This window comes from Sphingobium sp., from assembly GCF_041987595.1.
Lineage (GTDB): Bacteria > Pseudomonadota > Alphaproteobacteria > Sphingomonadales > Sphingomonadaceae > Sphingobium.
The window spans coordinates 65,211-91,019 of sequence record NZ_JBHIWJ010000002.1; the positions used below are offsets into that span (position 1 = coordinate 65,211).

At 63.2% G+C, this 25,809-nt stretch carries 23 protein-coding genes; 17 read left to right on the forward strand and 6 right to left on the reverse strand.

What is annotated here, in order from left to right; translation table 11 throughout:
* Positions 1-4 precede the first annotated feature (4 nt).
* A complete protein-coding gene (locus tag ACFC3J_RS00905; RefSeq protein WP_375194334.1) occupies positions 5-322 on the forward strand; it encodes a hypothetical protein in 318 nt (105 codons plus the stop codon).
* Entirely contained in the window at positions 319-1,407 is a 1,089-nt protein-coding gene (locus tag ACFC3J_RS00910) for a methyltransferase domain-containing protein (RefSeq protein ID WP_375194335.1), read from the forward strand. The genes ACFC3J_RS00905 and ACFC3J_RS00910 overlap by 4 nt, the downstream gene beginning before the upstream one ends.
* Positions 1,408-1,411: 4 nt before the next feature.
* Here the strand turns inward: ACFC3J_RS00910 and ACFC3J_RS00915 are convergent, their stop codons facing one another.
* On the reverse strand, positions 1,412-2,341 hold the full coding sequence (locus ACFC3J_RS00915) for a LysR family transcriptional regulator (protein WP_375194336.1): 930 nt from the start codon (positions 2,339-2,341) through the stop codon (positions 1,412-1,414).
* A 96-nt stretch (positions 2,342-2,437) separates the two neighbouring features.
* Between ACFC3J_RS00915 and ACFC3J_RS00920 the strand changes: the two genes are divergently transcribed.
* Positions 2,438-3,577 carry a methyltransferase domain-containing protein gene (locus tag ACFC3J_RS00920; RefSeq protein WP_375194337.1) on the forward strand — a complete coding sequence of 380 codons (1,140 nt, stop codon included), beginning with the start codon at positions 2,438-2,440 and terminating at the stop codon, positions 3,575-3,577.
* An 8-nt stretch (positions 3,578-3,585) separates the two neighbouring features.
* Here the strand turns inward: ACFC3J_RS00920 and ACFC3J_RS00925 are convergent, their stop codons facing one another.
* Positions 3,586-3,873: a DUF1330 domain-containing protein gene (locus ACFC3J_RS00925; RefSeq protein ID WP_375194338.1), complete on the reverse strand. Its 288-nt coding sequence runs from the start codon at positions 3,871-3,873 to the stop codon at positions 3,586-3,588.
* 330 nt (positions 3,874-4,203) lie between these two features.
* Here ACFC3J_RS00925 and ACFC3J_RS00930 point away from each other — a divergent pair, with 330 nt between their 5' ends.
* Genes ACFC3J_RS00930 through ACFC3J_RS00940 form a run of 3 tightly spaced genes read left to right on the forward strand, consistent with a single transcriptional unit; the run spans position 4,204 to position 6,956 of the window.
* Positions 4,204-4,677 (forward strand): nuclear transport factor 2 family protein, encoded by a 474-nt coding sequence (locus ACFC3J_RS00930; protein ID WP_375194339.1) that lies wholly within the window; start codon positions 4,204-4,206, stop codon positions 4,675-4,677.
* A gap of 10 nt (positions 4,678-4,687) precedes the next feature.
* Positions 4,688-6,157, forward strand: coding sequence for an amidohydrolase family protein (locus ACFC3J_RS00935; RefSeq protein ID WP_375194340.1), 1,470 nt, complete (start codon positions 4,688-4,690; stop codon positions 6,155-6,157).
* A gap of 13 nt (positions 6,158-6,170) precedes the next feature.
* The gene (locus ACFC3J_RS00940) at positions 6,171-6,956 is read left to right on the forward strand and encodes an SDR family oxidoreductase (RefSeq protein WP_375194341.1); all 786 of its coding nucleotides are present in this window, start codon (positions 6,171-6,173) and stop codon (positions 6,954-6,956) included.
* A gap of 5 nt (positions 6,957-6,961) precedes the next feature.
* On the opposite strand, the gene ACFC3J_RS00945 is transcribed toward ACFC3J_RS00940, so the two are convergent.
* Entirely contained in the window at positions 6,962-7,738 is a 777-nt protein-coding gene (locus ACFC3J_RS00945; protein WP_375194342.1) for an SDR family NAD(P)-dependent oxidoreductase, read from the reverse strand.
* Positions 7,731-9,059 carry a histidinol dehydrogenase gene (gene hisD / locus ACFC3J_RS00950; RefSeq protein WP_375194343.1) on the reverse strand — a complete coding sequence of 443 codons (1,329 nt, stop codon included), beginning with the start codon at positions 9,057-9,059 and terminating at the stop codon, positions 7,731-7,733. The genes ACFC3J_RS00945 and hisD overlap by 8 nt, the downstream gene beginning before the upstream one ends.
* A gap of 162 nt (positions 9,060-9,221) precedes the next feature.
* Here hisD and ACFC3J_RS00955 point away from each other — a divergent pair, with 162 nt between their 5' ends.
* The 9 genes from ACFC3J_RS00955 (at position 9,222) to ACFC3J_RS00995 (ending at position 19,042) form a co-directional block, all read left to right on the forward strand.
* Complete coding sequence (locus ACFC3J_RS00955) at positions 9,222-10,685, forward strand: aldehyde dehydrogenase family protein (RefSeq protein ID WP_375194344.1); 1,464 nt, start codon at positions 9,222-9,224, stop codon at positions 10,683-10,685.
* A 206-nt stretch (positions 10,686-10,891) separates the two neighbouring features.
* On the forward strand, positions 10,892-11,050 hold the full coding sequence (locus ACFC3J_RS00960) for a hypothetical protein (protein ID WP_375194345.1): 159 nt from the start codon (positions 10,892-10,894) through the stop codon (positions 11,048-11,050).
* Between the two features lie 515 nt (positions 11,051-11,565).
* Entirely contained in the window at positions 11,566-11,970 is a 405-nt protein-coding gene (locus ACFC3J_RS00965; RefSeq protein ID WP_375194346.1) for a hypothetical protein, read from the forward strand.
* Positions 11,967-14,810 carry a response regulator gene (locus ACFC3J_RS00970; protein WP_375194347.1) on the forward strand — a complete coding sequence of 948 codons (2,844 nt, stop codon included), beginning with the start codon at positions 11,967-11,969 and terminating at the stop codon, positions 14,808-14,810. Before ACFC3J_RS00965 ends, ACFC3J_RS00970 begins: the two co-directional genes overlap by 4 nt.
* Entirely contained in the window at positions 14,807-15,736 is a 930-nt protein-coding gene (locus ACFC3J_RS00975; RefSeq protein ID WP_375194348.1) for a diguanylate cyclase, read from the forward strand. Before ACFC3J_RS00970 ends, ACFC3J_RS00975 begins: the two co-directional genes overlap by 4 nt.
* Positions 15,737-16,077: 341 nt before the next feature.
* Positions 16,078-17,703 (forward strand): chaperonin GroEL, encoded by a 1,626-nt coding sequence (gene groL / locus ACFC3J_RS00980; RefSeq protein ID WP_375194349.1) that lies wholly within the window; start codon positions 16,078-16,080, stop codon positions 17,701-17,703.
* A gap of 659 nt (positions 17,704-18,362) precedes the next feature.
* Positions 18,363-18,569: a hypothetical protein gene (locus ACFC3J_RS00985; protein WP_375194350.1), complete on the forward strand. Its 207-nt coding sequence runs from the start codon at positions 18,363-18,365 to the stop codon at positions 18,567-18,569.
* A gap of 12 nt (positions 18,570-18,581) precedes the next feature.
* Positions 18,582-18,806 carry a hypothetical protein gene (locus ACFC3J_RS00990; RefSeq protein ID WP_375194351.1) on the forward strand — a complete coding sequence of 75 codons (225 nt, stop codon included), beginning with the start codon at positions 18,582-18,584 and terminating at the stop codon, positions 18,804-18,806.
* Positions 18,807-18,913: 107 nt separating this feature from the next.
* A complete protein-coding gene (locus ACFC3J_RS00995) occupies positions 18,914-19,042 on the forward strand; it encodes a hypothetical protein (protein ID WP_375194352.1) in 129 nt (42 codons plus the stop codon).
* A gap of 1,067 nt (positions 19,043-20,109) precedes the next feature.
* Here the strand turns inward: ACFC3J_RS00995 and ACFC3J_RS01000 are convergent.
* Both ACFC3J_RS01000 and ACFC3J_RS01005 read right to left on the reverse strand, forming a co-directional pair.
* A complete protein-coding gene (locus ACFC3J_RS01000; RefSeq protein WP_375194353.1) occupies positions 20,110-22,980 on the reverse strand; it encodes a winged helix-turn-helix domain-containing protein in 2,871 nt (956 codons plus the stop codon).
* 177 nt (positions 22,981-23,157) lie between these two features.
* Positions 23,158-24,246 (reverse strand): thioredoxin, encoded by a 1,089-nt coding sequence (locus ACFC3J_RS01005; RefSeq protein ID WP_375194354.1) that lies wholly within the window; start codon positions 24,244-24,246, stop codon positions 23,158-23,160.
* 328 nt (positions 24,247-24,574) lie between these two features.
* Here ACFC3J_RS01005 and ACFC3J_RS01010 point away from each other — a divergent pair, with 328 nt between their 5' ends.
* On the forward strand, positions 24,575-24,988 hold the full coding sequence (locus tag ACFC3J_RS01010; RefSeq protein ID WP_375194355.1) for an organic hydroperoxide resistance protein: 414 nt from the start codon (positions 24,575-24,577) through the stop codon (positions 24,986-24,988).
* 11 nt (positions 24,989-24,999) lie between these two features.
* Positions 25,000-25,794, forward strand: a complete 795-nt coding sequence (locus ACFC3J_RS01015) for an alpha/beta fold hydrolase (RefSeq protein WP_375194356.1) — start codon at positions 25,000-25,002, stop codon at positions 25,792-25,794.
* Positions 25,795-25,809 lie beyond the last annotated feature (15 nt).

A 25,809-nucleotide genomic window follows, 5' to 3' on the forward strand; every position in this document is an offset into this window, starting at 1 on the left:
ACCCATGTCCAACACCTATCTCGGCCCGGACAATGTCGACGATCTTGGCCGCATGGTCACCGCGCTGCTGACAGAACTCTGGATCACCCGCGACCGGCTGGCCGTGCTGGAACATGTGCTGGAGACACGCGGCATCGTCATGCCGGAGGAGATCAACGACCATATTCCCGATGCCGGCTTCGAAGCGAGACTGGAGATGCTGCGCGACCGGATGGTGGGCAATGTCATCGGCGCGCCGCTTGCCGCTCGCGAGCGCAGCGTCGACCAGATTCTGGCGCGGGCGGGCATGAAGCGTCCGACGGCAGAGGATGAAAAGGCATGAGGAACACGGCTTCGCAAGGCCTTGGCCAGCATGGCCGCGCCGGCGTCGCCATGCTGGGGGCGATGCAGAAATTCGCTTCCAGCCATGTCCGCGATGCCGCGCGCCGCGCATTCGAGGTTGCGCCCGGCGCCAGCGCCATCGCCCGCGCGCCGGAAGGGGCAGACCGGGAAGCGATCATCCGATGGGTCGGCGAGGCCAGGGCATTGGCCGAGCAGCAGCCGCTCTATCGGATCGAACGCTTCATGCAGGCCTATGTCGCGCTCTCTATCTATGAGTTCGGCATCCCGGCGGTCGAGGCGCGGCGCGACCAATTCGCGGCCGAACCCGACGCCTATGTCGACGACCGGATAGACCTCGATTCCGATCTCGCGATGCCCGATTATTACGACTGCGACTGGCATTTGCGGCCGGGCGGTTGGGACGGCTATGATCTTTACGGCCCTCATGGCCTGCTTGTCATCAAGCCGATTTTCGCGCTGGGCGGGTTCGCTGCAGCACCTGTCGGCGCCAATATCGGCCAGCATCGGCTGGATGTCGTGGCGCAGCTGCCGCGCCGCGATTACCGGCGCATCTATGAGCCGGGTTGCGGCAACGGATCGACGCTGGTTGCCATTCACCGCAGCTTTCCGGGTGCCGACCTGGTCGCCTGCGATCTTTCGGCTGAACAGCTCCGCGCGGCGCGGCGGCTGGCGGACAGGCTCTCGATGCCAGTGACGCTCAGGCAACGCGACGCCGCAGCCGCAACCGGGGAGGACGACGAAAGCTTCGATGCCGTGGTCACCTTCGCGCTACATCATGAACTGCCGCATGGCGCCAATATCGCCCTGCTCCAGGAGATGTTCCGCATCCTCAAGCCCGGCGGCGATATCGTGCTCAGCGATCCGCCACCCTTCCGGGCGGTCACTGCCTTTCACGCCGTGCTGCTGGACTGGGACACGGACAACCGCGAGGAGCCCTTTTTCTCCGAAGCGGGTGCCTGCGACTGGGGCATGGAGATGGAGCGGATCGGCTTTGTCGATGTGCAGGCCCGCGCGCTCGGCCCCGACAGCTATCCGTGGGTAACGATCGCGCGCAAACCGGCCTGAAGGCTCAGATCCTCCTGGCCAGTTCGCGGAACATGGTCATGAGCATCGTCACGGCTGGTGTGCGTATGATGTCGGGCCGGTAGACAAGCCCGCCTTCCGGATCGCTGGCGGGCGTTTCGGACGCATCGATCCGCACCAGCCGGCCTCCCAGCAACGGCCCCTGCGCGACAGCATGGGGCAGCACGGTCAGCAACTGATTGCGGCTCACCAGCTCCGCGAGCAGGGCGATGGAACTTGACTGCACGACGCGCGCGGGCGGAAGCATGCCCCGATCGGTGAAGAAGGCGGTGAAGGTCGATCGCAACGCCGTGCTGCCTGCAAGTCCCCATTCGCACTCCGCCAGCTCGTCTGTCCGCACGCCCTTGCGGCCTGCCAGCCGATGATCGGGCGCGGCATAGGTGCCGCAGGTCAGGACGAACAGCGTTTCATAGACGAGGCGGGGATCGCGAAATCCCGGCACGAACAGGGTGAAACCGAAATCCAGCTCCTCCTTCACCAGCCTGCGGCTGAGTTCGGGGTCTGACCGCGTTACCACCGTCATGTCGACATTGGGATAGGCGGCGGCAAAGTCCGCCAACGTGTCGGTCGCCAGCGCATAGGCGAAGACATTGTGGATGCCGATCTCCACATGGCCGCTCCGCAGCGACTTATAGGCCATCATCTCGTTGAGCGTGCGCGCCCGAGCGTTCCATATGCCCTGTGCCCGGGGCAGCAGCTGCTCGCCGAACTCGGTGAGCGTGACGCCGCGCGCCTCCCGCCTGAACAGCGGCAGACCCAGATAATCCTCCAGCGTGCGGATCGAACGGCTTATGCCCGATTGGGTCAGATTCAGCTCATCGGCGGCCTTGCCCACGCTGCCCAGCCGGGCCGTGACAATGAAATGATGAAGATGTTGCATTTCCATCGTCATTTTCTCGCAGATCGACCAAGTCATGATTTTAGATCATGGTAACAGGAGTATATCCAGTTTGAAACATCATGCCATATCGTCTTAGCCTTCCGTCATGGAATCGTAACGGGAGCAGCCTTGATGACCTTTTTCACCAATGCGACCCCCGCCGGCGCGCAGCCGGCCTTCGGTCTGACTCAACATGGGCGTGCGGGTATGCAGATGCTGGGCGCCATCCAGAAACTTTCCTCCACCCAGCTGCGTTCGGCGGCGCGCGCCAATTTTCATGCCATGCCGCAAGGAGCGGCATTGGCGGAGGTGCACCGCAATGGATCGCAGGATCGCACGGACGTCGATGAAAGGGTCAAACAGGCCAAGGCGCTGGCCTATCGTGATCCGGTCTTCCGGCTGGAGCGCTTCCTCCAGCGGCATGTGGCAGAGGAGAATTTCAACCGTGGCATCCCCGCTATTGAGGAACGGCGCGCGATGTTCAGCGGCTTCATCGCGGAAGGTGGACAAGAGCAAGCGGATGGGCTGGAACTCGACGCCGATCTCGTGCCCCCTGCCTATCAGGCGAAAACGGAGTGGCATTTGGAGCCGGGCGGATGGGACGGCTATGATCTCTACGGTCCGCTGTTCGCCTTCGCCGTCGGCCCGCATGTCTTCCGCCATGGCGGTTATGCGGCGGTCGGTGCGGGTGCGGACATCACCCAACAGCGGATCGACGCTGTGCGCCAGTTGCCGCGCGACCATTATGACCATATTTACGAGCCGGGTTGCGGCGGGGTGTCGACCTTCCGCGCGCTGGCGACCGTGTTTCCGCAGGCCAGGCTGACGGGGTGCGACCTTTCAACGCTGTTGCTGCGCAACGGGCACATGCTGGCAAAGCGACAGGGTCTGAACGTGACGCTCAAGCAACGGGAAGCCACCGATACCGGCGAACCGGATAGCAGCGTTGATGCGGTCATGACCTACGCGCTGCATCACGAACTCCCGCCCAAGGAAAATGCCAAGCTTTTCGCCGAAATGTTCCGTATCCTGAAGCCCGGAGGCGACATTGTGCTGAGCGACCCGCCCCCTTTTCGGGCGGTCGACATCTTCCATGCCGTAATCCTCGACTGGGATACCGAACATCGCGAGGAACCCTTCTTCACCACCTCCTGCCTCTGCGATTGGGGCCGGGAACTGGAGAAGGTCGGCTTCGTCGATGTGGAAGCGTACGCGATCGGCGCGGACGGCTATCCCTGGATCACCCGAGCGCGAAAGCCGGGAACGGCCTGAGCGCGGGATCAGGCGACCAGCCTGATGCGAAACCGCCCTGCGGCTTCGCGCAGTGGGCGGGCCGCCTGATATTCGGGTGAAGTGATATAGGCGCGGGCGGCGCCCGCATCGGGAAAACCGATGACGATGATCACTTCGCCCGTTTCACCATCGCCCTCCAGCAGTTCGATCGTCCTCCCGCGGATCAGCATGTCGCCGCCGATCCGCTCGTTGAGGCCGGCGATGGCGGCACGATAGGCTGCGAAGGCCTGCGGATTGGTGACGGTGACGGTCGTGAGAATGAAGGCCCGGCTCATGCGATGTTCCCTGATCAACGAAGCGTCCTGCCTGGGTGGGAGCCGAAGCAGGAACCAGCGGCGACACCCATTTTCTCCGCTGGGTGGATAGTCGCAGCGAAGGCAAGTGGCGGTTCGCGCTGCGCGCCTATCCTGTCTGCAGAAAGGATGCGCGATGAACGTAACATTGTCGGGACAGGCGGCGCTGGTCGCCGGCGGATCGGGGGGTATGGGCGGGGAAACTTCCGTGCGCCTGGCTGCCGCCGGCGCGCAGGTGATGATGACGGCGCGAACATGTTGCTCGACCTCATCGCCTATGGGCCGCTCAAAATGCTGAAAGGGAAGTTTGTCATGAAGATGCGTGATCTGCCGCGCGCGGCTCTCTGTCTTGGCCTCACCTCCGCCGCCTTCGCGGCCCCGACCGTTCCCGCAGCGGAAGAAAAGGCGGCGGCACAGGCTGAGATCTGGGTCAAGGAACAGTCGATCTATGCCGCGCGCGGGCGCGGGGACATCGGCGCTTATCTCGCCAATACAGCGACCGACTATCTGGCCTGGCCGCCGCTGCGGACCATGCCGGAGGGCCATGCAGGTCTCGACAGGACCGGCCGGGAACTCAAGGGCAAGAATCAGGAGAAGCTGGCGATGCGCTTCACGGGCTTCGCCATGAATGGGGACACGGCGATAATCTATTACGACACCCATCGCACGCAGCGTTCCGATGGCACCCCGGCCGACGAGCGGTTCGAGGTGACGCATACCTGGGTTCGCGAAGACGGACAGTGGAAGGTGCTGGGCGGCATGGCCCGCGCAACCCCGAAGCGCTGACGGCCCAGCCATGGCCGAGCCGCGTCTGGTCGATACGCTGATCCGCAATGCCATGGTTGTCACTATGGACGGCCATCGGCGCGTCTATACCCATGGCTATTTGGCGATGGACGGCGGGCGGATAGCCGGGGTCGGACGGATGGAGGATTGCGTCTTTGCCGGACGCGAGACGCTCGACGCGCGTGGGCGGATGCTGCTGCCGGGCATGGTTAATGCGCACAATCATCTGATCCAGGTTGCCTTCCGGGGCTATAATGATGATCGCTGGCCGGTACTCGACATACCGGCGGCGGTCGTCGCGCTGCTTGAACAGCTTCAGGCGCTGACTGCCCGGTTGGACGAGGAACGCGCCTTCATCCTGACGCGCGCGCATATGTTGGATTTGCTGAAATCGGGTTACACCGCGACCCATGACGAGCATTTCACCAATATCCGTAAGGACAGCGCGGACGGCAGCTGGGCCGCGGTGAAAGCGTCGGGGATGCGCGGCTTTCTCTGCCGTTGCATCGTCAATGCGCAGCGAGTGGCGCCTGAAGGCCGGGAGACGGTGGAGGCGGGATTGATGGAGGCGGAAAGGTTGCGCAGCCGCTTCGCGTCCGATCGGATCGAAGTGGCGACGGGCTTCCTCAACTTCCAGTTTCTGGAGGATCCGGAAGATATGCGCCGCATCGTGAATGGGGCGGGCGCCATCGGGATGCGTGTCGATGTCGACATGACCGACAACAGTCGGGGCGCCGCGCTCAAGGCGCGGGGCTTCGATGGTGGGCAGGTCGAATATTATCAGCGTTTCGGCCTGCTCGACCGGCCCGTCTATGCGGGCAAGGCCGTTTCGATCCTGCCCCATGAATATGGATTGCTGGCCGCAGCAGACGCGCGGGTCGCGCTCGTGCCGATGCTGCGATTCTTCGATGGTACGGGCCTGCAAATCCATGATTTCCTGAAGGCGGGCCTGCTGCCCGCGATTGGCACGGACGCGCCACTGGTCACCGCCTGCCAGAACCCGTTTGAGGCGATGCGTCTTGCCATATTGGCGCAAAATATTGCGGTGAAACGGGAGCGGGCGGCGGGCGCACCGGCGCCCGGGCGCGACCATTGGGCGGTCGCCGAGACAATGCTGGAGATGGCGACGCTGGGTGGCGCGAGGACTCTTTTCATGGAGGAGAAGAATGGCGCGCTGGAAGTCGGCAAGGCGGCCGACTGCGTGCTGGTCGATCTCGATCACGCGACGACCCAGCCGGGTGCGCTGCGCCGCCGCGACGTGGGTATGCTGATTTGGGCTGGGTCGGCGGCGAATGTCGATACGGTGTTCGTGGCCGGCACCAAATTGCTGGAGGGCGGTCGATCGACGCTGTTGGACGAGGAGCAAGTGTTGGCGGAGGCGCGCGCAGTCATGGCCTCCTTGATTGCCGAGGCGGGGCTGGAACAGGCTTTGCCCTCGCGCGTGCCCGGCCGGGGGTTTCGCGGCTGGACCTATATCTGAAGGGAGAAAGACCATGGGAAAGACCGCCATTGTGACCGGCAGCACCAGAGGACTCGGCCGGGGTATCGCCGCCGAACTGGCGCGACGCGGCTATCGCGTCGTGATCGCCGCGCAGAGTGGGCGGGACAGCGCCAAGGTCGCGGCGGAGATTGCGCCGGATGCGCTCGGCCTTGGCTGCGACGTGACCGATGCCGGGCAGGTTCAGGCGCTGTGGGACGGCGCGGTGGAACGGTTCGGCTCGGTCGACCTTTGGATCAACAATGCAGGGTTGGCGCTGACGGGGCAGGGGCTTGCGACGCTGCCTTCCCAGGATTTCAGCAAGATGTTGGCGATCAACCTGCTGGGCGCCATGCATGGCTGCCAGAGCGCGCTGAGGGGCATGAGCGCGCAAGGCGGAGGACGCATTTACAACGTGCTGGGTGCGGGCGCGGATGGGCAGCCGGTGCCGGGCATGATCGGCTATGCAACGACCAAGCGCGCGCTTCAGTTCATGACCCGATCCTTCGCTGCGGAAACGGCGGGCGGGCCGGTGTTGGTGGGGGCGATCAGTCCCGGCCTGGTTATGACGGAGGGTTTCCTGCGCGAACATGCGCACATGGCGGCTGGTCCGGAAAAGGCGGCGCGGGAACGCTGGGTCAACGTGATCGGCGACCATGTGGAAACGATCGCGGATTGGGCCTGCGACATCTTCGCCGCCGACCATGACCACGGCGCCGAGTTTGCCTGGTTGTCCCCGGACAAGATTGCCGCGCGTCAGCGGGACGAGCCGACGCGCGATGTGCTGTCGCGCTATCTCTGATCCCGTCAGTCGGCGGTCCAGCCGCCGTCGACCACCAGGCTGGAGCCTGTCATCAGCGCAGATGCGTCGGATGCGAGAAACAGGGCGGCGCCCATCAGATCCTCGACCGTGCCGACACGGCCGAGCTTGATCTTGTCCAGCACACTTGTCCGAAACGCGGCATCCTCGAAAAAAGGACGAGTCAACGGCGTATCTATGAAGGTAGGTGCAATGATGTTGGACCGGATGCCATGGGGCGCGAGATCGAGTGCGAAGCTCTTGTTCATGCCCTCCAGTGCCCATTTGGAGGCGCAATAGAGCGATCGGTTCGGCCCGCCGACATGGCCCATCTGCGACCCCACATGGATCAGCGATCCGCCTGTCCCATCCGCCAGCATCCGCCGCACACAGGCCTGCGCCACGAAGAAGGCGCTCTTCAGATTAAGGTCAAGCACCGCGTCATAGTCGGCTTCACTGACTTCCCACATCGGCATCGGCCGGTTGGTTCCGGCATTGTTTACCAGAATATGGAAAGCGGCCCGCGCCTCGAAAAAGCCGTGGACTGCCGACATATCGGACACGTCCAGAACATGGCCCTCCGCCCGGCCGCCGGCCTGCCGGATCGCATGGGCGGCGCGCGCGACTTCCTCTCCACTGCGCGCAACCAACATGACCTCAGCCCCCGCCTCGGCAAGAGCGGCCGCAAGCGCCACGCCGATGCCCCGGCCGGCGCCCGTCACCAATGCGCGGCGGCCGTCCAGGCGGAAGCTGGGGGTGCGGGGCAGGGACCTGGACTCAGTCATCTGGCCGCTCGACCTGCAGGGCGACGCCCGCATAGGGAATGTCCCGCCCGCCATGGCGCCGCACGCGGATATTGGCCTGCTCGCCATGTCCGGCAAAACCCTCCAGCGCACACAGGCGGCTGCAATATTCGCCGAGCAGCGTGGAGGCCTCGTCGGTGACGACTTTCTGATAGGTGCAGGTTTTCAGGAATTTGCCCACCCACAAACCGCCGGTGTAGCGCGCCGCCCTGCGCGTCGGCAGCGTATGGTTGGTACCGATCACCTTGTCGCCATAGGCAACATTGGTGCGCGGTCCAAGGAACAGGGCGCCGTAGTTTGTCATGTTCTCAAGAAAATAGTCGGGGTCGGCGGTCATCACCTGCACATGTTCCGATGCGATTTCGTCAGCGATGCGTACCATCTCCTCCCGGCTGTCGGCAATGATCACTTCGCCATACGTTTCCCACGCCTTGCGTGCATGCCCGGCGGTGGGCAGCACGGTCAGCAGCCGCTCGATTTCCTGCATGGTATCGCGCGCCAGCTTTTCGGAATCGGTCAGGAGGATGCCGGGACTGTCGGGGCCATGTTCGACCTGTCCCAATATGTCGGTCGCGCACAATTCGCCGTCGACACTCTCGTCGGCGATGATCAGCGTTTCGGTTGGCCCGGCGAACAGGTCGATGCCGACGCGCCCGTAGAGCTGGCGTTTGGCTTCCGCGACGAAGGCATTGCCAGGCCCGACAAGGATATCGACCGGATCGATGCTCTGGGTGCCGATCGCCATCGCGCCCACTGCCTGGATGCCACCCAGGGCATAGATGGCGTCTGCGCCCGCCATCGCCTGCGCTGCGACGATCGCGGGGGCAGGCCTTCCCTGAAAGGGCGGCGCGCAGGTGATCACCTGAGGCACGCCCGCCACCTTCGCGGTAATGACCGACATATGGGCCGATGCGAGCAGCGGATATTTGCCGCCCGGAACATAGCAGCCTGCAGAGTTTAACGGAATGTTTCGATGGCCCAATATGACACCGGGGAGCGTCTCGACTTCGACGTCGGCCATGCTTGCGCGCTGGATGCGGGCGAAGTTGCGTACCTGCGTCTGCGCAAACTCGATATCCTTGACGTCCTGTGGAGAGAGGGTGTCGATGCAGGCCTGGATCTCCGCATCGCTCAGCCGATAATCGTCGCGGTCCCATCCGTCGAAGCGAATCGACAGGTCGCGAACGGCCTCGTCGCCGCGCGCCTCGATATCCGCCAGAGTGGCTTCCACAATATCGCGCACCTTTCGGTCCGCATCCGCCCTATGTTCCGTCGTTGCGGCGCGCTTCAGCCATTTCGCCATGACTCATACCCTCCGATCATCCGGGCGCTGGTCTGGCGCCAGCCTTCCGCGCGGGCCATCGGGCAGGGGGCCGATCTCCGCCTTGCGGATAAATTCCGATCGGGCTCTCTTCAGTGATGCCGGGCGCGGCTAGACTGGCGGGGCTTCAGCAGGGGATGTCCGATGCAGGATTTTGACGATATTTACGCGCATGTTCCGGCGGATATTCCCGCATGGATCGAAGGACTGTCGCTCGCCATGACGATCGATGGCGCCGATGCTGACCCCGTAGCGCTGGTCGATGTCATCCATGCCTGCGACGAACAGGTGATCGCGCAATCCCCTGACGCTGGCCTCCATCATGTCGACCAGGCGGTCGATGCAGCGCGGGCGGCTTTCCCGGCATGGGCGGGCGCACCCTGGACAGAGCGGCGCAACCTGCTCGAAACGTTCGCGGACCGTTTGTGGGACGCGCGGGTGACGCTGGCGCTGCTGATCGCGGCGGAGGCGGGGCGGCCCTTGCGCCGTGCCATGAGCGAGATATTCTTTGCCGTCGATTATGTGCGCACCATCGCCGCGCAGGAACTGGCGGAAACGCGCTATGAACTCGGCCCGATGCGCGCCCGTCTGACACACAAGCCGCTGGGTGTGGTCGGTGCGATCGCGCCATGGAACGGCCCGGTTATCCTTGCGGTGGCGAAGATCGCCAATGCGCTGCTTGCGGGCGACACGCAGATATTGCGCCCTTCGCCCTTCACACCGCTTTCGGCCCTTTACATGGGCATGATCGCCCGCGACATCTTCCCGCGCGGTGTCTTCAATGTGATCACCGGCGACGCTCAGGTCGGAGCGGCGATGACGACCCATCCCCGCATCGCCAAGATTTCCTTCACCGGGTCGACGGCGACCGGGCGCCTGATCGCGGCTGCGGCCGCACCCACTCTCAAACGGCTGACGCTGGAACTGGGAGGCAACGACGCTGCGATCGTGTTGCCCGATGCGAATATCGACCTGCTCTGCGATGCCGTCTATCGGATATCGCTGGAGAATGCCGGGCAATTCTGCGCCTGCGTCAAGCGGCTCTATGTCCACGAAACCGTTTATGATGCGGTCGTGAAGGGCCTTGGCGAACGGTTAAGGGCGGCGCGCCCGGGATCCTGCTTCGATGCTGCAACGACGATGACCCCGATACAAAACCGCAAGCAGTTCGAGCGGGTATGGCATCTGATCGACGATGCCGTGGATCGTGGGGGCGCGATCCTGTGCGGTGCGCAGCGTCATGGGGGGGCGGGCCTGTTCGTGCCGCCAACTCTGGTTGGAAATGTGGACCATGGCGTGGCGCTGGTCGACGAGGAGCAGTTCGGGCCTGTCTTGCCGCTTATCCCCTTTCGCGACGAGGAAGCGGCGCTGCGCGACGCCAATCGGGGCGAGATGGGGCTGGGCGGTTCGATCTGGACCGCCGATGTCGAGCATGGTCTCCGCCTTGCCGAAAGAATGGAATGCGGTACCGCGTGGGTCAATCAACATGGTGCCTTCTCGGCGGCCTTGCCGATGCCTTTCGCGAAACAATCGGGTATCGGGACGGACTATGCCCAATTCGGCGTCGCAGAACATAGCCGGATGATGCTTGTAAACGCCCGCCTCTGATCGAAGTCTGCTTGCATGTCCGATCAAGACACCGTCTGTTGAGAAGGAGATGTAATATCTGCCTCGCACGACTTGGTACGGAACCCGGCGGGATATCGCCCGCCAATCGGGCACATGACTCCGAGGCGATGGCGGGCGTGGTCAATTCCGTGCTGAAGCGGGATTTTGAGGGGCTTTTACCGGATGCCAAGGCAGGGTCACCAGCTATGGCGACCCCGGCACCTATCGGCTGTCGGGCGCTATGCGCCAGTCAGTTCGACATCAACGCCAATCAGGCGGGCGACAGGTCGCAATGGTTCGACTTGCCGGGCGGTCCCGTCGCCTTTGCGCTCGGCACCGAATATTATCAGGCAAAGGCATGTTAGGCCTATGACGACACGGTGAAGAGCGGTGAAACCTTCCTGAACTCCATTCCGGACTTCAATCCGTCTTCCATCGCCGTCAAGGAAAACTATGGCGAACTGGACGTCCCCCATTTTAAAAAGGCGACGCCATATACGACAATATCGTGCGCTTCATGTATATGGGCCGCTCCGTCAAACTTTGATTGAAGGTTGCCGGTGCGGTTCAAAGGGGGAGGGGTTTGGGCAACCTGCCGCCCTTTTCCGCGGTTCAGCGGCCGATTTCTAGTAGTCAGGGGAAGGCCCACCGCTGTTCGAAGGCCACGCGCAGGTGGGCCATATCGGCCGGGCGAAAGCCGTGTCGATATCCCCTCAGTGCCGCGTGGCCGGCCGCGACGAGACCGCGCAGCAAGACCGTTCGCCGCGGGGCCCATGACGCGTGGCGCATTGGAAGATCGTCGCGGTTCCCGATTGTTGCAGACATTCAAAGGCAATCCGGTCTTAACCAATATAAAAGGCTTCTCTGGTCTATTGGCGCCATGCACAAGGCAGGCGCTTCCAACAGATTGAAAAGCCATTCGCTCGCGGTCCGCGAAAGATCGTCGCGCCCGACATCAGGGGCCGTTTCCGTCTATGGTCCTGCCGCCTTGCTGCTGCTTGCAGGATTGACCGGACTTTCCGCGGCCTGGATCATGAGCGGCAGCGGTTCGGGCCGCTATCTCGTGATTGCGTCTCCCGGCGCTTCGCGTGCCCAAACCATCGACCTTGTCAGGTCGGCCGAGGGCGGCCTTATCGGGATGGGCCGCTTTTCCAACATGATCATTGCAGGATCGAACCGGCCGAATTTCGCGGCAGCGTTGCGCAAGGCTGGCGCCTGGGCCGTGATTGCGATGCCTGTGCGGCGCGGATGCGGCGAACCATTGTCGGTGGGGCAGACAATATGACTATCGAACTGGACAAATTGCGATTTCATTTCGGCCGGTTTCTCGTGCCCCTGTTATGGGCGCATGTGCCGCTGCTCGCGACAGTGGCGCTGTCGACCGGCCATTCCCCGATGGGCGCCGCACTGGCCGGCTTCGTGCTGGCGGGAGCCTATCATCTGACCTGGTGGCGCCAGGGCATTGCGCCTGCCACGCGCTATTTGTCCGCTATAGCGCTGATGGGCGAACCCGCCCTGCTGCTGTTCCTGCTGCGCGACCATCCATGGCAGATGGACATGCACATGTATTTCTTTGCCATGCTGGCATTGACGATCGCGTGGTGTGACAAGCGCGCAATCGTCACCGCGGCGACTGCAACGGCGCTGCACCATTTGCTGCTGCTGCATATGTTGCCCTACGCGGTTTTTCCCGGCCAGGGCAATCTGGAACGGGTACTGCTGCATGCGGGGATCGTCGCTTTCCAGACAGCCGTGCTGGTCTGGCTGAGCGACAGGCTGGTGGAAAGCTTCCAGCGTAACCAGAAAATGGGCGAAGAAATCCTCGCCAAGAATCACGCACTGGAGGCGCGTACGCGCGAGGCCGAGGAGGCCAATCGTGCAAAGAGCCTGTTCCTTGCCAATATGAGCCATGAAATCCGTACCCCGATGAATGCCATTCTCGGCTTCTGTCATCTGGTGGCGCGGACCGACCTAAATCCCAGGCAGCAGGATTATGTCGGCAAGATCAGTCACGCGGGCGTGTCGCTGTTGCGATTGATCAACGACATTCTCGATTTCTCCAAGAATGAAGCGGGTAAGCTGACGCTGGAAGCGCATCCCTTCGATCTGCGCACCGCGATCGAGAATCAGATTCAGCTGGTGGCCGCCGATGCCGAGGCCAATCAGGTGAAGATCGTCTACCAGCTCGATGCCGGTGTGCCCGAAAGGCTGATCGGCGACGAAATGCGCTTCTGCCAGGTTGTGCTCAACCTGATGAGCAACGCCGTCAAATTTTCCCGTGAAGGGACTGTTACCGTGGGCCTTTCCGCTTCCGGGCATAATGGTCGGATCAGGCTGAAGCTGTCGGTTCGCGATACTGGTATCGGCATGACATCCGAACAGCAGAAGGGACTGTTTCATTCCTTCACCCAGGCGGACAGCTCGACGACGCGCCGCTTTGGCGGGACTGGCCTTGGCCTTGCCATCTGCCGGCAGATCGTCGAGCAGATGGGCGGCAGCATCGAAGTGGAAAGCGCACCCGGCCATGGCAGCACCTTCATCTGTCACATGCTGTTGGACGCCGACGACAACGCGACGGGACCGAAGATGCACATGCCCGCGCACATCCGCCGGCTCCGCCTTCTGGCGGCGGACGACAATCCGGCATCGCGGCAGATCATCCATGATATCTTCGCCGGGTGGGACATGGCCGTGGATCTGGTCGCGTCCGGCAGCGAGGCGATTGCGGCGATCGAACATGCCGATGAACGGAACGAACCCTATGATCTGGCCCTGCTCGACTGGAAGATGCCAGGCATGGACGGGATGGAAACGGTTGAGGCGCTGCGCGACAGGGCGCTAAGGCACCCTTGTCCCAAGGCCCTGATCATCACCGCATACGGGGCGGACGATCTGTTGAACGGCATCGATACGAAGAAGGTCGCCGCGTTCCTGACCAAACCGGTCCTGCCCAAGATGTTGCTGGATACAATCGCCGAGATATTTGCGCAGGATCGCGCGGCCGCTGAGCCTGCCATATCCCCCGCCACGGCAGCCCTGCCGATGGTGGCTGAAGCGCTGCGCGGACTGCGCGTGCTGCTGGTTGAAGACAATCTTATCAATCGGGAGATCGCGACCGAATTGCTGGGCGATGCGGGATTGGAGGTGGACTGTGCGGAAAATGGCCGCATCGCCTGCGACATGGTGCGCGACAAGGGGGCAAGCTATGCGGCCGTGCTCATGGACGTGCAGATGCCGGAAATGGACGGCATCACCGCCACCTCCATCATTCGTCAGCACTGGCGCGACGATCATCTGCCGATCATTGCGCTGACGGCCCATGCCTATGAGGAAGAGAAGCAGCGCTGCATTGCTGCTGGCATGAACGATCACATCGCCAAGCCCATCGAGCCATCCATTCTGGTACGGGTGCTCGACCGCTGGCTGAAGGCGGACAGGATGGTGGCGGATCCATCACCGCTGGCCCAGCCGGTTGCCGATACCAAGCTGCTGCCCGACTGCTTGCCGCCGTTCGACCTTCCGGCGGCTCTGGCACGCGTCAACGGAAAGGCCGGCCTGCTGCGAAAGCTGATCGTCGCCTTCGGCGATACCTATGCAAGCGTCGCGCAGGATCTGCGGGTCCATATGGCGACGGGCCTGCTCCCGGATGCGCGTCGTCTGGCCCATGGTCTGAAGGGGGTGGCCGGCTCGCTTGAACTCGTCCGCGTCCAGCAAATCGCTTCCGAGATCGAGCGGAAGCTGGCCGCGGGCGAGACCGCCCAGGCCCTTGCCAACGTCATCGATCTGGAAATGTCCATCGCACCGGCCATTGCTGCTGCCCGCAGCCTGTCGGGCGCTCGACAGCCCGTGATCACCGCAGCCAGGGTGGCACCGGAGGACGGCCTTGTCGGAATGGCTCGAGATGAACTGCGCGGACTGCTGCATCGTCGTAGCCTTGGCGCGCGCGCCAGCTTCGAACGGCTGGCTCAGGCCATGGGGCTGACTGCGGAGCAGCGCACCGGCCATCCGGTGCACCGCGCGCTGGAGGAACTGGATTATGAAACGGCGCTCGCACTGATCGAAGCCGATGCCTTCGCGGCCGGCGACGAACCTCTCTCCCTCGACCGCGCGGGAGCGACATCATGAGCAGAGCGACCATCCTGATCGTAGACGATGAAATATCGAATATCGAAATCATGAACGCCATATTGGAGGACGATTACGAAATCTGCTTTGCGACATCAGGGAAACAGGCTCTGGACGCCGCGCGGACGGTGCAGCCGGATCTTGTCCTGCTGGACGTCCTGATGCCGGATATCGACGGGTTCGAAGTCTGCCGCCAGCTCAAGGCTGACAGCCTGCTGGCTGACATACCGGTCATCTTCACGACCGGACTCGGCGACACGGAGGATGAGATGCGCGGCCTTTCGCTGGGCGCCATCGACTATGTCACCAAGCCGATCCAGCCAGCGATCCTGCGCGCCCGCGTCGGCAACCATGTCGAGCTCAAGCGGCTGCGCGATCAACTGGCGACCATGGCCGTGACCGATGCGCTCACGGGGCTCAGCAACCGCCGACATATGGAGCGATCGCTGCAGACAGAAGCAGCGCGGCTGACCCGGACGGGCGAATGGCTATCGGTGATCATGCTCGACATCGATTTCTTCAAACAGTTCAACGACACATATGGGCATCTCGCGGGGGACCGCTGCATTGCCATGGTCGCCGCTGCGCTGGCGCGCGCAGTCAAGCGCGCGACGGACCTCCCGGCCCGCTACGGGGGCGAGGAATTCGCCTGCATCCTGCCTGGTGCGGATCCGCAGAGCGCCGAACTGGTTGCCCAGGAAATCAGGCTTCAGATACAATCGCTCAATATCCCCCACAGCCAGTCGCGGGTCAGCCCGTTCATCACCGTCAGCATCGGTGTCGCCAGCGCGCGCTGCCGTCCCAATGTCCCGGCAGATCGTTGGATGATCGAGGCGGATCGGCAGCTTTACGTGAGCAAGCAGGGGGGGCGCGATCGCATCACCACCACGCAGTTCGATCAGCAGACCGAATGTTGCGGGACCTGAAGCCTTCTTCCAGCACCCGACCGGCCCGTGACAAATGTAGCAGCTGTTCCGGGAAATAGACGTCGGCAATTCGAAACGATGGCAACGGTCCTGCTGTCATGGAGCGGACCGCGTTTCAAAGGAATGATGGGCCGGATCAGAGACCCTGTCATCCCGGCCGATCAACGGCGTTCGATAATTCCGGCACGGGTCGAGCTTGTTATTGAGTCCGGCAGGGCGCATATCATGGTCGATTGGCGGTCGGATTGGGACTGTCAGCTCGCAAATTGGCAGCGCTGGCTTCCGCTTGTGAAAGCGACGAACGGGTCGCGGACCAGCACGAGGAAAGTCGGACCCTAGCCATGACAGCCAAAGACGTGAAATTTGCGCACGAAGCTCGCGAAGGCATCGCGCGCGGCGTCGACATTCTTGCCAATTCCGTGCGTGTGACGCTCGGCCCCAAGGGGCGCAACGTCCTGATCGACCGGGGTTTCGGCGCGCCCCGGATCACCAAGGACGGCGTTACCGTTGCCAGGGAAATGGAATTCAAGGACAAGTTTGAAAATATGGGCGCGCAGATGATCCGCGCTGTCGCGTCGAGAGCGCACGATCATGCCGGGGACGGGACCACGACGGCCACCGTCCTTGCCCAGGCAATTGTGCGGGAGGGGATGAAATCGGTATCTGCGGGCATGGATCCGATGGATCTCAAGCGCGGCATCGACCTTGCCGTCACGGCCGTCGTTGCCGAACTCAAGGCCCGGTCCAAACCGGTATCGAACAATCAGGAAATCGCCCAGGTCGGCATCGTTTCGGCCAATGGCGACGAGATCATCGGCAACCGGATCGCCGAGGCGATAGAGAAGGTCGGCAAGGAAGGCGTCATCACGATCGAGGAAGGAGCGAGCGTCGAGTTCGAGCTGGATGTTGTCGAGGGTATGCAGTTTGATCGCGGTTACCTGTCGCCCTATTTCGTCACCAACAGCGAGACGATGACGGTCGAGCTGGAGGACCCCCTCATCCTGATTCACGATCAGAAGATGGGCAATGTGCAGGCGATGCTGCCGCTATTGGAAGCGGTTGCCAAATCGACTAGGTCGCTGCTCGTCATCGCCGAGGATATTGAAGGGGATGCGCTGTCGACGCTGGTCGTCAACAAGCTTCGCGGGGGATTGAAGGTCGCCGCGGTCAGGGCGCCGGGCTTCGGCGATCGCCGCAAGGCGATGCTGGAGGATCTGGCCATATTGACGGCAGCCGATATCGTTGCCGAGGATCTTGGCGTCAGGCTGGAGAGCGTCACGCTGGACAGGCTGGGCACAGCCAAGCGCGTGACGATCACCAAGGATCACTGCACGATCATCGACGGCGCGGGCAGTCCGGAAGCTATCACGGCGCGCGTCGCGGCGCTTCAGGCGCAGATCGATTCCAGCACAAGCGATTATGACCGCGAGAAGCTCCAGGAACGCCTTGCCAAGCTGGCCGGTGGCGTCGCCGTGATCAAGGTCGGCGGGTCATCCGAGCCGGAGGTCAAGGAGCGCAAGGATCGGGTGGAGGATGCTTTGCACGCGACCCGCGCGGCAGTGGAGGAAGGCATATTGCCGGGCGGCGGCACCGCTCTGCTTTATGCGTCGAAAGCGCTGGACAGTCTTGACCCCGTCAATGACGATCAGCGGCGCGGCATCGACATTATCCGTAGAGCGCTTCAGGCGCCGCTCCGCCAGATCGCGCAGAATGCCGGATATGACGGGGGCGTGGTCGCAGGCCGCTTGCTGGACGGGCAAGACGAAAATCTGGGGTTCAATGCGCAGAGCGAGCAATATGAGAACCTGTTCCAGTCGGGCGTTATCGATCCAACCAAGGTCGTCCGGACGGCCTTGCAGGACGCGGCTTCCATCGCCGGGCTGCTGATCACCACCGAAGCGGCGGTGGCCGAAGGGCCAGTCGACGGCGACGGCTCTTTGGCCGGTGCGTCCGGCAGGAGATTCTAGGCGGCTCGTTTATCCGCTGATGCGGCGCGGACGAATAGATGCAGGTCTGGCGAACATTCCATGGTATAACCCGCCATCACCCCGATCATGCCGCAGGCATGTTGTGACAGAGAGACCAACGTGCTCCCGCCTGCAAACGGGAGAAAGCGCAAATGTCCGATGATCTGGGAAACGCAGGCCTTGCCGATGCGACGCCGTCATGACCATCCGCACCACGTGCAAGTCGATGACTTTTTCCGCACCCTTCCACCTGCCGGGCTTCGAGGCGCTTTTGCCAGCCGGCTCCTATGTGGTTGAAACGGACGAAGAAACGATAGAAGGCCTTGTTCATACGGCCTTCAGGCGAACGGCGACGACGCTGCGTATCCGAACAGGCGCTACCATCGAACATCATCAGGTCGATTGGCGGGATCTGGAGACGGCATTGCGCCGGGATCGAAATGCAGCGCGGGGCAGGTTGGTTTCGGCTGGTCCGCCAGCGGAGCGGAGCTCCCCCTCTGATGATCCTCCGCCCAGGGACTGGCGCTGGGTTCCTCTCTGGATTCGAAACACGCACTCCAGCCACAGGCGGTAGATCAGTCATGTTCAACAGTTCAGCAATGTGCCGGCAGCAGGCAGCGCATCATCGGCGGGTTGCTGCCGCGGCTCCCCTTGAAAAAGTGCGGACGATTGCGCTGGCGGCCGCAACCGCGTGGGATGCTCAAGCCAGGGAGGCGGACGCGCGGGAAGCGGGGCAGCCGGATAGGCTCAGCGCGGAAGATACAGCGATTGCGCTGGAATTTCGGCGGGAGGACGAGGAAGAGGCGCGGATGCGCGCCAGCGACACCTTGGGCGAACCGGCTGCCGGCCCTCTGCAACGGCCGTGATGGGATGCATGTATGACTGTTCAGATTGAGCAATTTGGCGCCTGGTTGATAGGGCAGCACAGTCGACCAGGCTGGATAGGAGATCTGGCCCGCGTTGCGGCAGGCGACCGGACTTTTCCCCGTTCGGGCGACCCTGATAGGGTACGCGGCTATCTTGATCGCACGCATGCGGAAGCAGACATGTTCGAGGCGTTGGAGGATGCGGAAGCGCTCTGGTTCGGTTTCAGTCGCTACTGATGCAATGACCGCGGACCCGTGTTGCAAAGGTTGATACGGGTCGTCCAAAACGCATCATCGCCCCGACCTTACCCTAAATCCATAACATTCTTTGAAGGAGCGCCAAGATGGCCAAAAGTCAAAAAAGATCCAACCGCGAAGTTCGAAAACCCAAGGCTGAAAAGCCTCGGAAGAACAACGCATCCAATCCTTCACAAAAGCCCGGTGGGCTGCAAATCGTCACCTTGAAAAACTAGGGTTTTCGCATGCAAAGTCGGCGATTCGAAAGCCGACTATTGCCGCGCGTCGAATGGGTGCATCATGCGCCGGGTTGCTGACTGTCCGCATCGAAGTTTTGCTGGAATGAAGCCATTGGGAGAGGCGCCAGTACCGGCCGATACGCCCGAAGGGCCTTGAAGAACATCGGAGAAGTGCATAATTTCCGATCGCGGCCGTGGTTGTCGGCCGCGGAAGGAAGAGGATAGGAAGAAAGGAGGCAAAGCAATGTCCCTCTCCCATTTTCAACACCCCTTGGAGGTGGTCCACCATCCTCAATTCGAACCGGAGGTAAAGCGATCCATCCTGGCCTCCTGGGCCTCGGATGCCCATGCGGTTGAGGGCAGACCTGCCCTGAGGAAGCCACCCAATGTGCGGCGTCCATTCTCGGTCGATGATGTGATGAATGCGCTGCGCGGCCTCGACGAGAGTTCGAACTGAGCCATGTCGCATCGATTTCTGGCATATCTGCGAGGAGAGCAGGAGCGACTCAACCGATTCCAGGTTATGCTGACGACCACAGGAAGGGCGGATCGAGCCGAGCTGGCGCGCCTGCGCAGACTGACACGGGTCCTGAGGCGGCAACTGGATCAGTGGGAGGCCGATCTGACGCCACGAAGAGAGGCAGCCTGAGAACCGATCCGAGAAAAAATGGCGGGCGGGGCCGGAGCGTGAAGCGCGTCCCGCTCGTCACCCCCCAATTATCCGGATACGGGGGCCAACTTCGACTTCATCCTGTTCAGAATGCCGATCGTCGGATTTCCTCTGCATCACTCATCCTCCAGCCGAACTTCGCCGTAAAAGATCGAAGCCTCGCAACGGCTTATTCTTTCGGCCGTATCCAGTTGCTCCGCGCGGCGTACGTCAGCCGGGAGATACTAGCTGGAAAATATCTCCTTTTTGGCTGTCCACTCCCCTGATTTTACCGGGATGTCGCGGAAAGCTGCAACCGCTAGAGCGACGGGGAAGACGCTGTCGCGGCAGCGTGTCCACGGCCCCAGCGCTGCATCGGCGGCGCTGGGCGCCGACCAGTGTCGGTGGCGAACGCTCACCGCTCCGATGTAAGTTCCGCCAGCAGATTCCGCACGCGGCGCAATTCCGGCGGAAATTCCGAGCCCGACATTTCTTCCAGCGCCTGTTCGAGCCGGTGAATCGCGTCCTCCGGCCGATCCTGTTCGACCAGTTGTGCCGCCAGCTTCCAGACCACCTTCAGGGTCCATGCCCGGGCGCCCTGCTTGCGGCTGACGTCCAGAGCCTGCTCCAGCAGCGTGATAGAGTCTTCCGGCTTACCGGCAGCATGCGCGATATCCGCCTTTACAGCCAAGAGCTCGGACATGGCAAAGCCTTCCCCGATGCTTAGGCAGCGCGTAATGGCGCCATCGATTGCCTCCGCAGCCTCGTGCAGCCGTTGGTCGCGCAAAAGGCCTCGGGCGAGGGCAAGCGAAAAATGCGTCGTCAACAGCTCGTAGCGCACCTCGCGCAGCCGGATAAGGCTATGCTCGATCTCTTCGGGGGATCCTTCTTCCGTTCCCTGCCGAATGGCAAGGTCCGCGCGGAACGCGATGGCTGCGCTGACATAAGGCCCCAGCGCATTCACTCTGGCACATTCGGCAAAGGCCGCCATCGCCTCCTGCGCTGCGTCGAAATCCTCCTTCCAGATATGGAGGGCGAGGGACCAGATCAGCGCGATGCAATGAGTGACGGGCTGATCCAGCCGGACGGCGAGTTCTATCGCCTGACGGGTAAGAGCGGTCGCCCGTTCCGCCTGGCCCGACAGCCAGAGCGTTCGCGCCAGCGCAATGGTCGTCCGCACGCGATGATCAAAGCCATAGCGGATCATGCGGCTGCGGCTGAACATCGGACAATCGGCAAGAGCGCGTTCCAGATCCTCAAGCGCGCGCCGCTGATCGCCGGCAAGATAGTGGGAGATGCCGGTGAGTGACCGTGCCACGCCGAGCGCTTCGGCATTGCCGATGTCCCTGGCAATGTCGAGGGCGCGGCTGGCATGGACCTGCGCGATGGCGCAGGCGCCGATCCGCTCATGGAAGATGTGGAGGCGGCCGAGCATTCGCAACTGGCCCCACGGATCGTCGAGGCTGGTTGCTACCGCCAGCGCGCGGGACAGAGCCGTCTCTGCCGCAGGCGTGCTGCCCCGGCTGAACATCAGGGTCAGGCCGAGCGCGCCCTGCAATTCCATTTCGAGCGCCGTGCCATGCTGGCCCTCCTCCATCGCATCCAGCGCCCGGGCGCACCAGATCTGGCACTCGGCGAAATGAGAGAGGCTGAGAAAGACCGGCGCGCTGGCGGCCGCCAGCCGAAGGCTTGCGGGGTTGCCGCCCCGAAAGCCGAAGCTCCAGTCCAGGGCGCAGCGGATATTGCCCAACTGCTGACGCAGCGGACGGGGATCCTGCCACACATCCTCATCCTGCGCGGCAGCAGCCTCCAGTTCGGCAAGGAAATAGGCGGCATGGCGTTGCGCCATGGCATGGAAAACGGCATCACCATGCGAACGCAGTTTCCGTTTCGCGTAGGCGCGGGTTATTTCCAGCAGCCGATAGCTGCCTGCCCCCCGGGATCGTCCGGGGGAAACCAGCGATTTCAGGACCAGTTCGTCCAGCGCGGCTACGACGGCGTCGCTGTCCAGATCGGCATCGGCGACCACTGCCAGCGCGGAATCGACCGAGAAGGGTCCGACGAAGACGGACAGTCGTTCAAGCACGATCCGCTCGATGCCGGAAAGGAGATCATAGCTCCAGTCGAGCATGGCCTGCAATGTCTGCTGGCGCGGCTGAGCGGTACGGCGCCCGACCCAGCCGAGGCCGAACCGTTCGTCCAGCTGCCGCGCGGTGGCATGGAGGCCGTGGGAGGCGACGCGCACCGCGGCCAGTTCGATGGCCAGCGCGATGCCGTCCAGCTGGCGGCATATGGCGGCAATCAGCCGCGCGGCGTCCAGGTCAATCTCCAGGCCGCTGTCGGCGGCACGGGCACGGTCATGGAACAATTGCACGGCCGGGAAGGCGAGCAGCTCCGTCAGCGTCAGGCCGGCATCGTCCTCAGGGCAGGCGAGCGCGTCGAGCCGGTGGATATGTTCGCCGCGCACGCGCAGCGGCTCGCGGGATGTGGTGAGGACGCGGACATGGGGCGCCGCCTCGACCAGTCGCTCCACCAGCAGCGCGACCGGCTCGATCAGATGCTCGCAATTGTCCAGCAACAGCAGAAAGGGCGCGGCGCGCATATGGCCCAGCATCACCGCCAATGGATCGTCGCCCTGCACCGCAAGGCCCATGGCGCCGGCGATCATGCCGGGCACCAGCGCGGGATTCTCCAACATGCTGAAGTCGACGAAGGCGACCTGACCGGCAAAGCTCTCAGCCAGAATATGACCCATCTCGATCGCCAGTGACGTCTTCCCGACGCCGCCTGGCCCGAGGATGGTGAAGAGCTGCGTTCTGGCGATCCGCTCCTTCAGCAGGGGGATGTCGCGTTCCCGCCCGATAAGGTCGGGCTGGCGTGGGGGCAGGTTCGTCGCAGACGGGCTGTGGGCTGGGGTGGCTCCCAGCGATGGCGGGTCAGGCGCCGCATCCCGCTCCACGGTCGCGACGAAGGCATAGCCCACGCCCACCTGCGTCGCGATATAGCGTGCGCCATCCCTGCCGTCGCCCAGCAGACGACGCAGCCCGGCCATGTGGAAGCGCAGACTGCCGTCCTCCACTACCACGTCGCTCCACACGCGTTTGAGCAACTCGCGTTTGGACAGGACGCGACCGGGCTGCTCGGCCAGCGCAATCAGCAGGTCGAGCGAGCGGCCGCCAATCTCCACCGGCTCGCCATCCCGCGTCAGCAGGCGCGCGCCGGGGAACAGGGCAAAGCGGCCAAAGCCAATCCGCTCGCCCGCCGACCGCTGTTCAATATTCGTCATGACCGCGCCGCGCCCTCTGCGATAGCGCCGCAGGTCCGCTCACCTCACGGCTGTTTGCGCGCGGTCCTAGAGCATTTTCAGGTCAGATGGAATCATCCGACGACCCGGAAAATACGAAAAGCAAAGCCAGTTGGAGCATGACCCTTCATCGTCAGGCCATAAGGAAGGCGCGGATTTTCAGCCGAATGTGAAGACATAGGCGCGGATGCCGGGCTTTTCGAAGCGGATCGCAACGGTGCGGTCGCGGATCGCGCCGCTCTGTCGGATAAGCTGGTAAAGCCGGTCCTCCCGCACCTCGCCCCAGCCGTCGGCGTCGACGTCTGCGCCATGGCTGGCACCGGGCGCCGCTCCGTCGATGGTCAGGCGGAACCGTACCGGCCGTCCATCCGCCGCCCCGCCCAGCACCAGATGAACGTCGCGGGCATGGAAGCGGTAACGCAGAGTGCCGCCCGCGCTGGTCGGGGTCGTGAACTCGGCGCCGATATTCCAGTCGCCGGCGAGGTCCCAGCCGTTCAGCGGAAGATCTGGAGCCGGGGCGTAAGCCTTTGACCGATTTCCGAGCCAACCGCCCGGCGAGCGGAATCCCTCCGCCTTGTCGTAACCGAGATAGGTTTCGGGGGAGCGGAGATCCGCCCAGTCGGCTTCCGCCTCGATACCCGTGCCCTTTACCGGCGCCAGGGGCACATCGGACACGTCCTGCCCGGCTTCGGTCAGTAACTGGCGGATCAATTGCTCGCTCCCGTCATAGCGTCCCTCCCCGACGCGATAGGCGCGCAGATGACCCTTCGCGTCGACGAAGGCGAAGCCCGGCCAGCCCTGATTGGCATAGTCCCGCCAGATCGTAAAATCATTGTCCTGAATATTGGGCCAGGTGACGCCCAATTGCCGAAGGGCGAGCCGGTCCCTGGCGGCATCATGCTCAAATCCGAATTCGGGGGCATGAACCCCGACGACTATCAGCCCCTTGTCCCGGTAGCGCTCGTTCCACGCCTTCAGATAGGGAAGCGTCCGCAGGGAATTGATGCAGCTGTAGGTCCAGAAATTGATCAGCACCACCTTGCCGCGCAGCGAACGGGCGCCCCCGGGCACGTCCATCAGCCAAGGCGCGCCGGCCTTTTCCAGCGCACTGATCGGCTGCGTGGTGGCGCCGAAGGGCAGGGCGTTCGCCTTGGCGGACGTTACGGCTTCGGTGCAGCAGGCGGCGGTGACGATACCGGCGGCGGCAACGGCTGTGGCGATGAAGCCGATCGGGCGGGGATGAGGCATATGGTGTCTCCGGAACAACCGATCCTTTCGATTGCATCGCTGCAGCATAGGCCGCCTGTTACGCTTTCACGCGTTAAGCGCTGTTAGTTCCCGTTTGCGCGTCCTAACGGCGTCTCGCCACAGCTAACGGGCATCTCGCCGCCTTTCCCCTATGTTCCGGGCAATCATCCGGAATGCAGGAGGTAATGATGAGCGGCCAGTTGACCGTATCGCGACGTCAGTTCGCAGCGGGCGCGGCTCTGAGAGGCGCGGCAGCAGTCGCGGGCGCCATCGCCGCGTGATGCCTTATCGCCCATTGCGCTGACACCATAATTCAAGGAGAAGAAACATGTCCGACCCCAAGACACTCTATACCGCCCATGTCCATGTCACCGGCGGGCGCGAAGGCGCCGCAAGAAGTTCCGATGGCCGGCTCGATCTCAAACTCTCGACCCCCGGCGGCCCGGGGCAGGGCACCAATCCCGAACAGCTGTTCGCGGCCGGCTGGTCGGCCTGTTTCGAAGGCGCGATGGGCCTCGCCGCCAAGGCGAAGGGCGTGGCGCTGCCCGACGCGCTCGCCATCGATGCCGAGGTCGAACTGCGTCACGGTGAGGACGGCTATACGCTCGCAGCGCGGCTGAAGGTGCATGTGCCCGGACTAGCGCCGGAGCTGGCGCGGCAGATCATCGAAGCGGCGCATCGTACCTGTCCCTATTCGAAGGCGATCAAGGGCAATATCGACGCCATCGTCACGCTGGTCTGAAGGGAGCGCTCGTGAAGAAAATCATAAGCGGCGGGCTGGCGCTCGCCATGGCGCTGATGGCGTCGACCGCGCAGGCGCAATCCACGGCCAAACCGACCATCCTTCTGGTGCACGGCGCCTTTGCGGATTCGTCGAGCTGGAACGGCGTCACCGCCCGGTTGCAGCGGGACGGCTATCGGGTCATCGCGGCGCCCAATCCGCTGCGCGGCGTGCGCGCCGATGCCGATGTCGTCGCCGATGTGGCGAAGAGCGTGGATGGCCCGGTGGTCCTTGTCGGCCATAGCTATGGCGGATCGGTCATCAGCGAAGCAGGCAGTGGGGAGACGGGCAGAGGCGCGGCCAATGTGAAGGCGTTGGTCTATGTCGCCGCCTTTGCGCCGGAGGAGGGGGAAACTGCGCTGGGCCTCACCGGCAAATTCCCCGGCAGCACGCTTGGGCCGACGCTGGCGCCGCCGGTAAAGCTTAGCAGCGGCGGCAACGACCTTTATATCCGGCAGAATCTCTTCCCCGCCCAGTTCGCGGCGGACGTGCCCGCGCAAGCGGCGCGCCTGATGGCGGCGGGGCAACGTCCGATCGCCGAGGCCGCGCTGAACGAGCCGGAAAGCGCGCCGGCATGGAAGCATATTCCATCCTGGTTCATCTATGGCGACGGCGACAGAAATATACCGCCTGCGGCCATGGCGTTCATGGCTGAACGTGCCCGATCACGGCAGACGGTGGTGGTGAAAGGCGCGTCCCATGTGCTGATGATTTCCCACCCCGAACAGGTCGTGGCGCTGATCGAGAAGGCGGCCACGGCGCCCTAAGATGTGCGGCGCCGG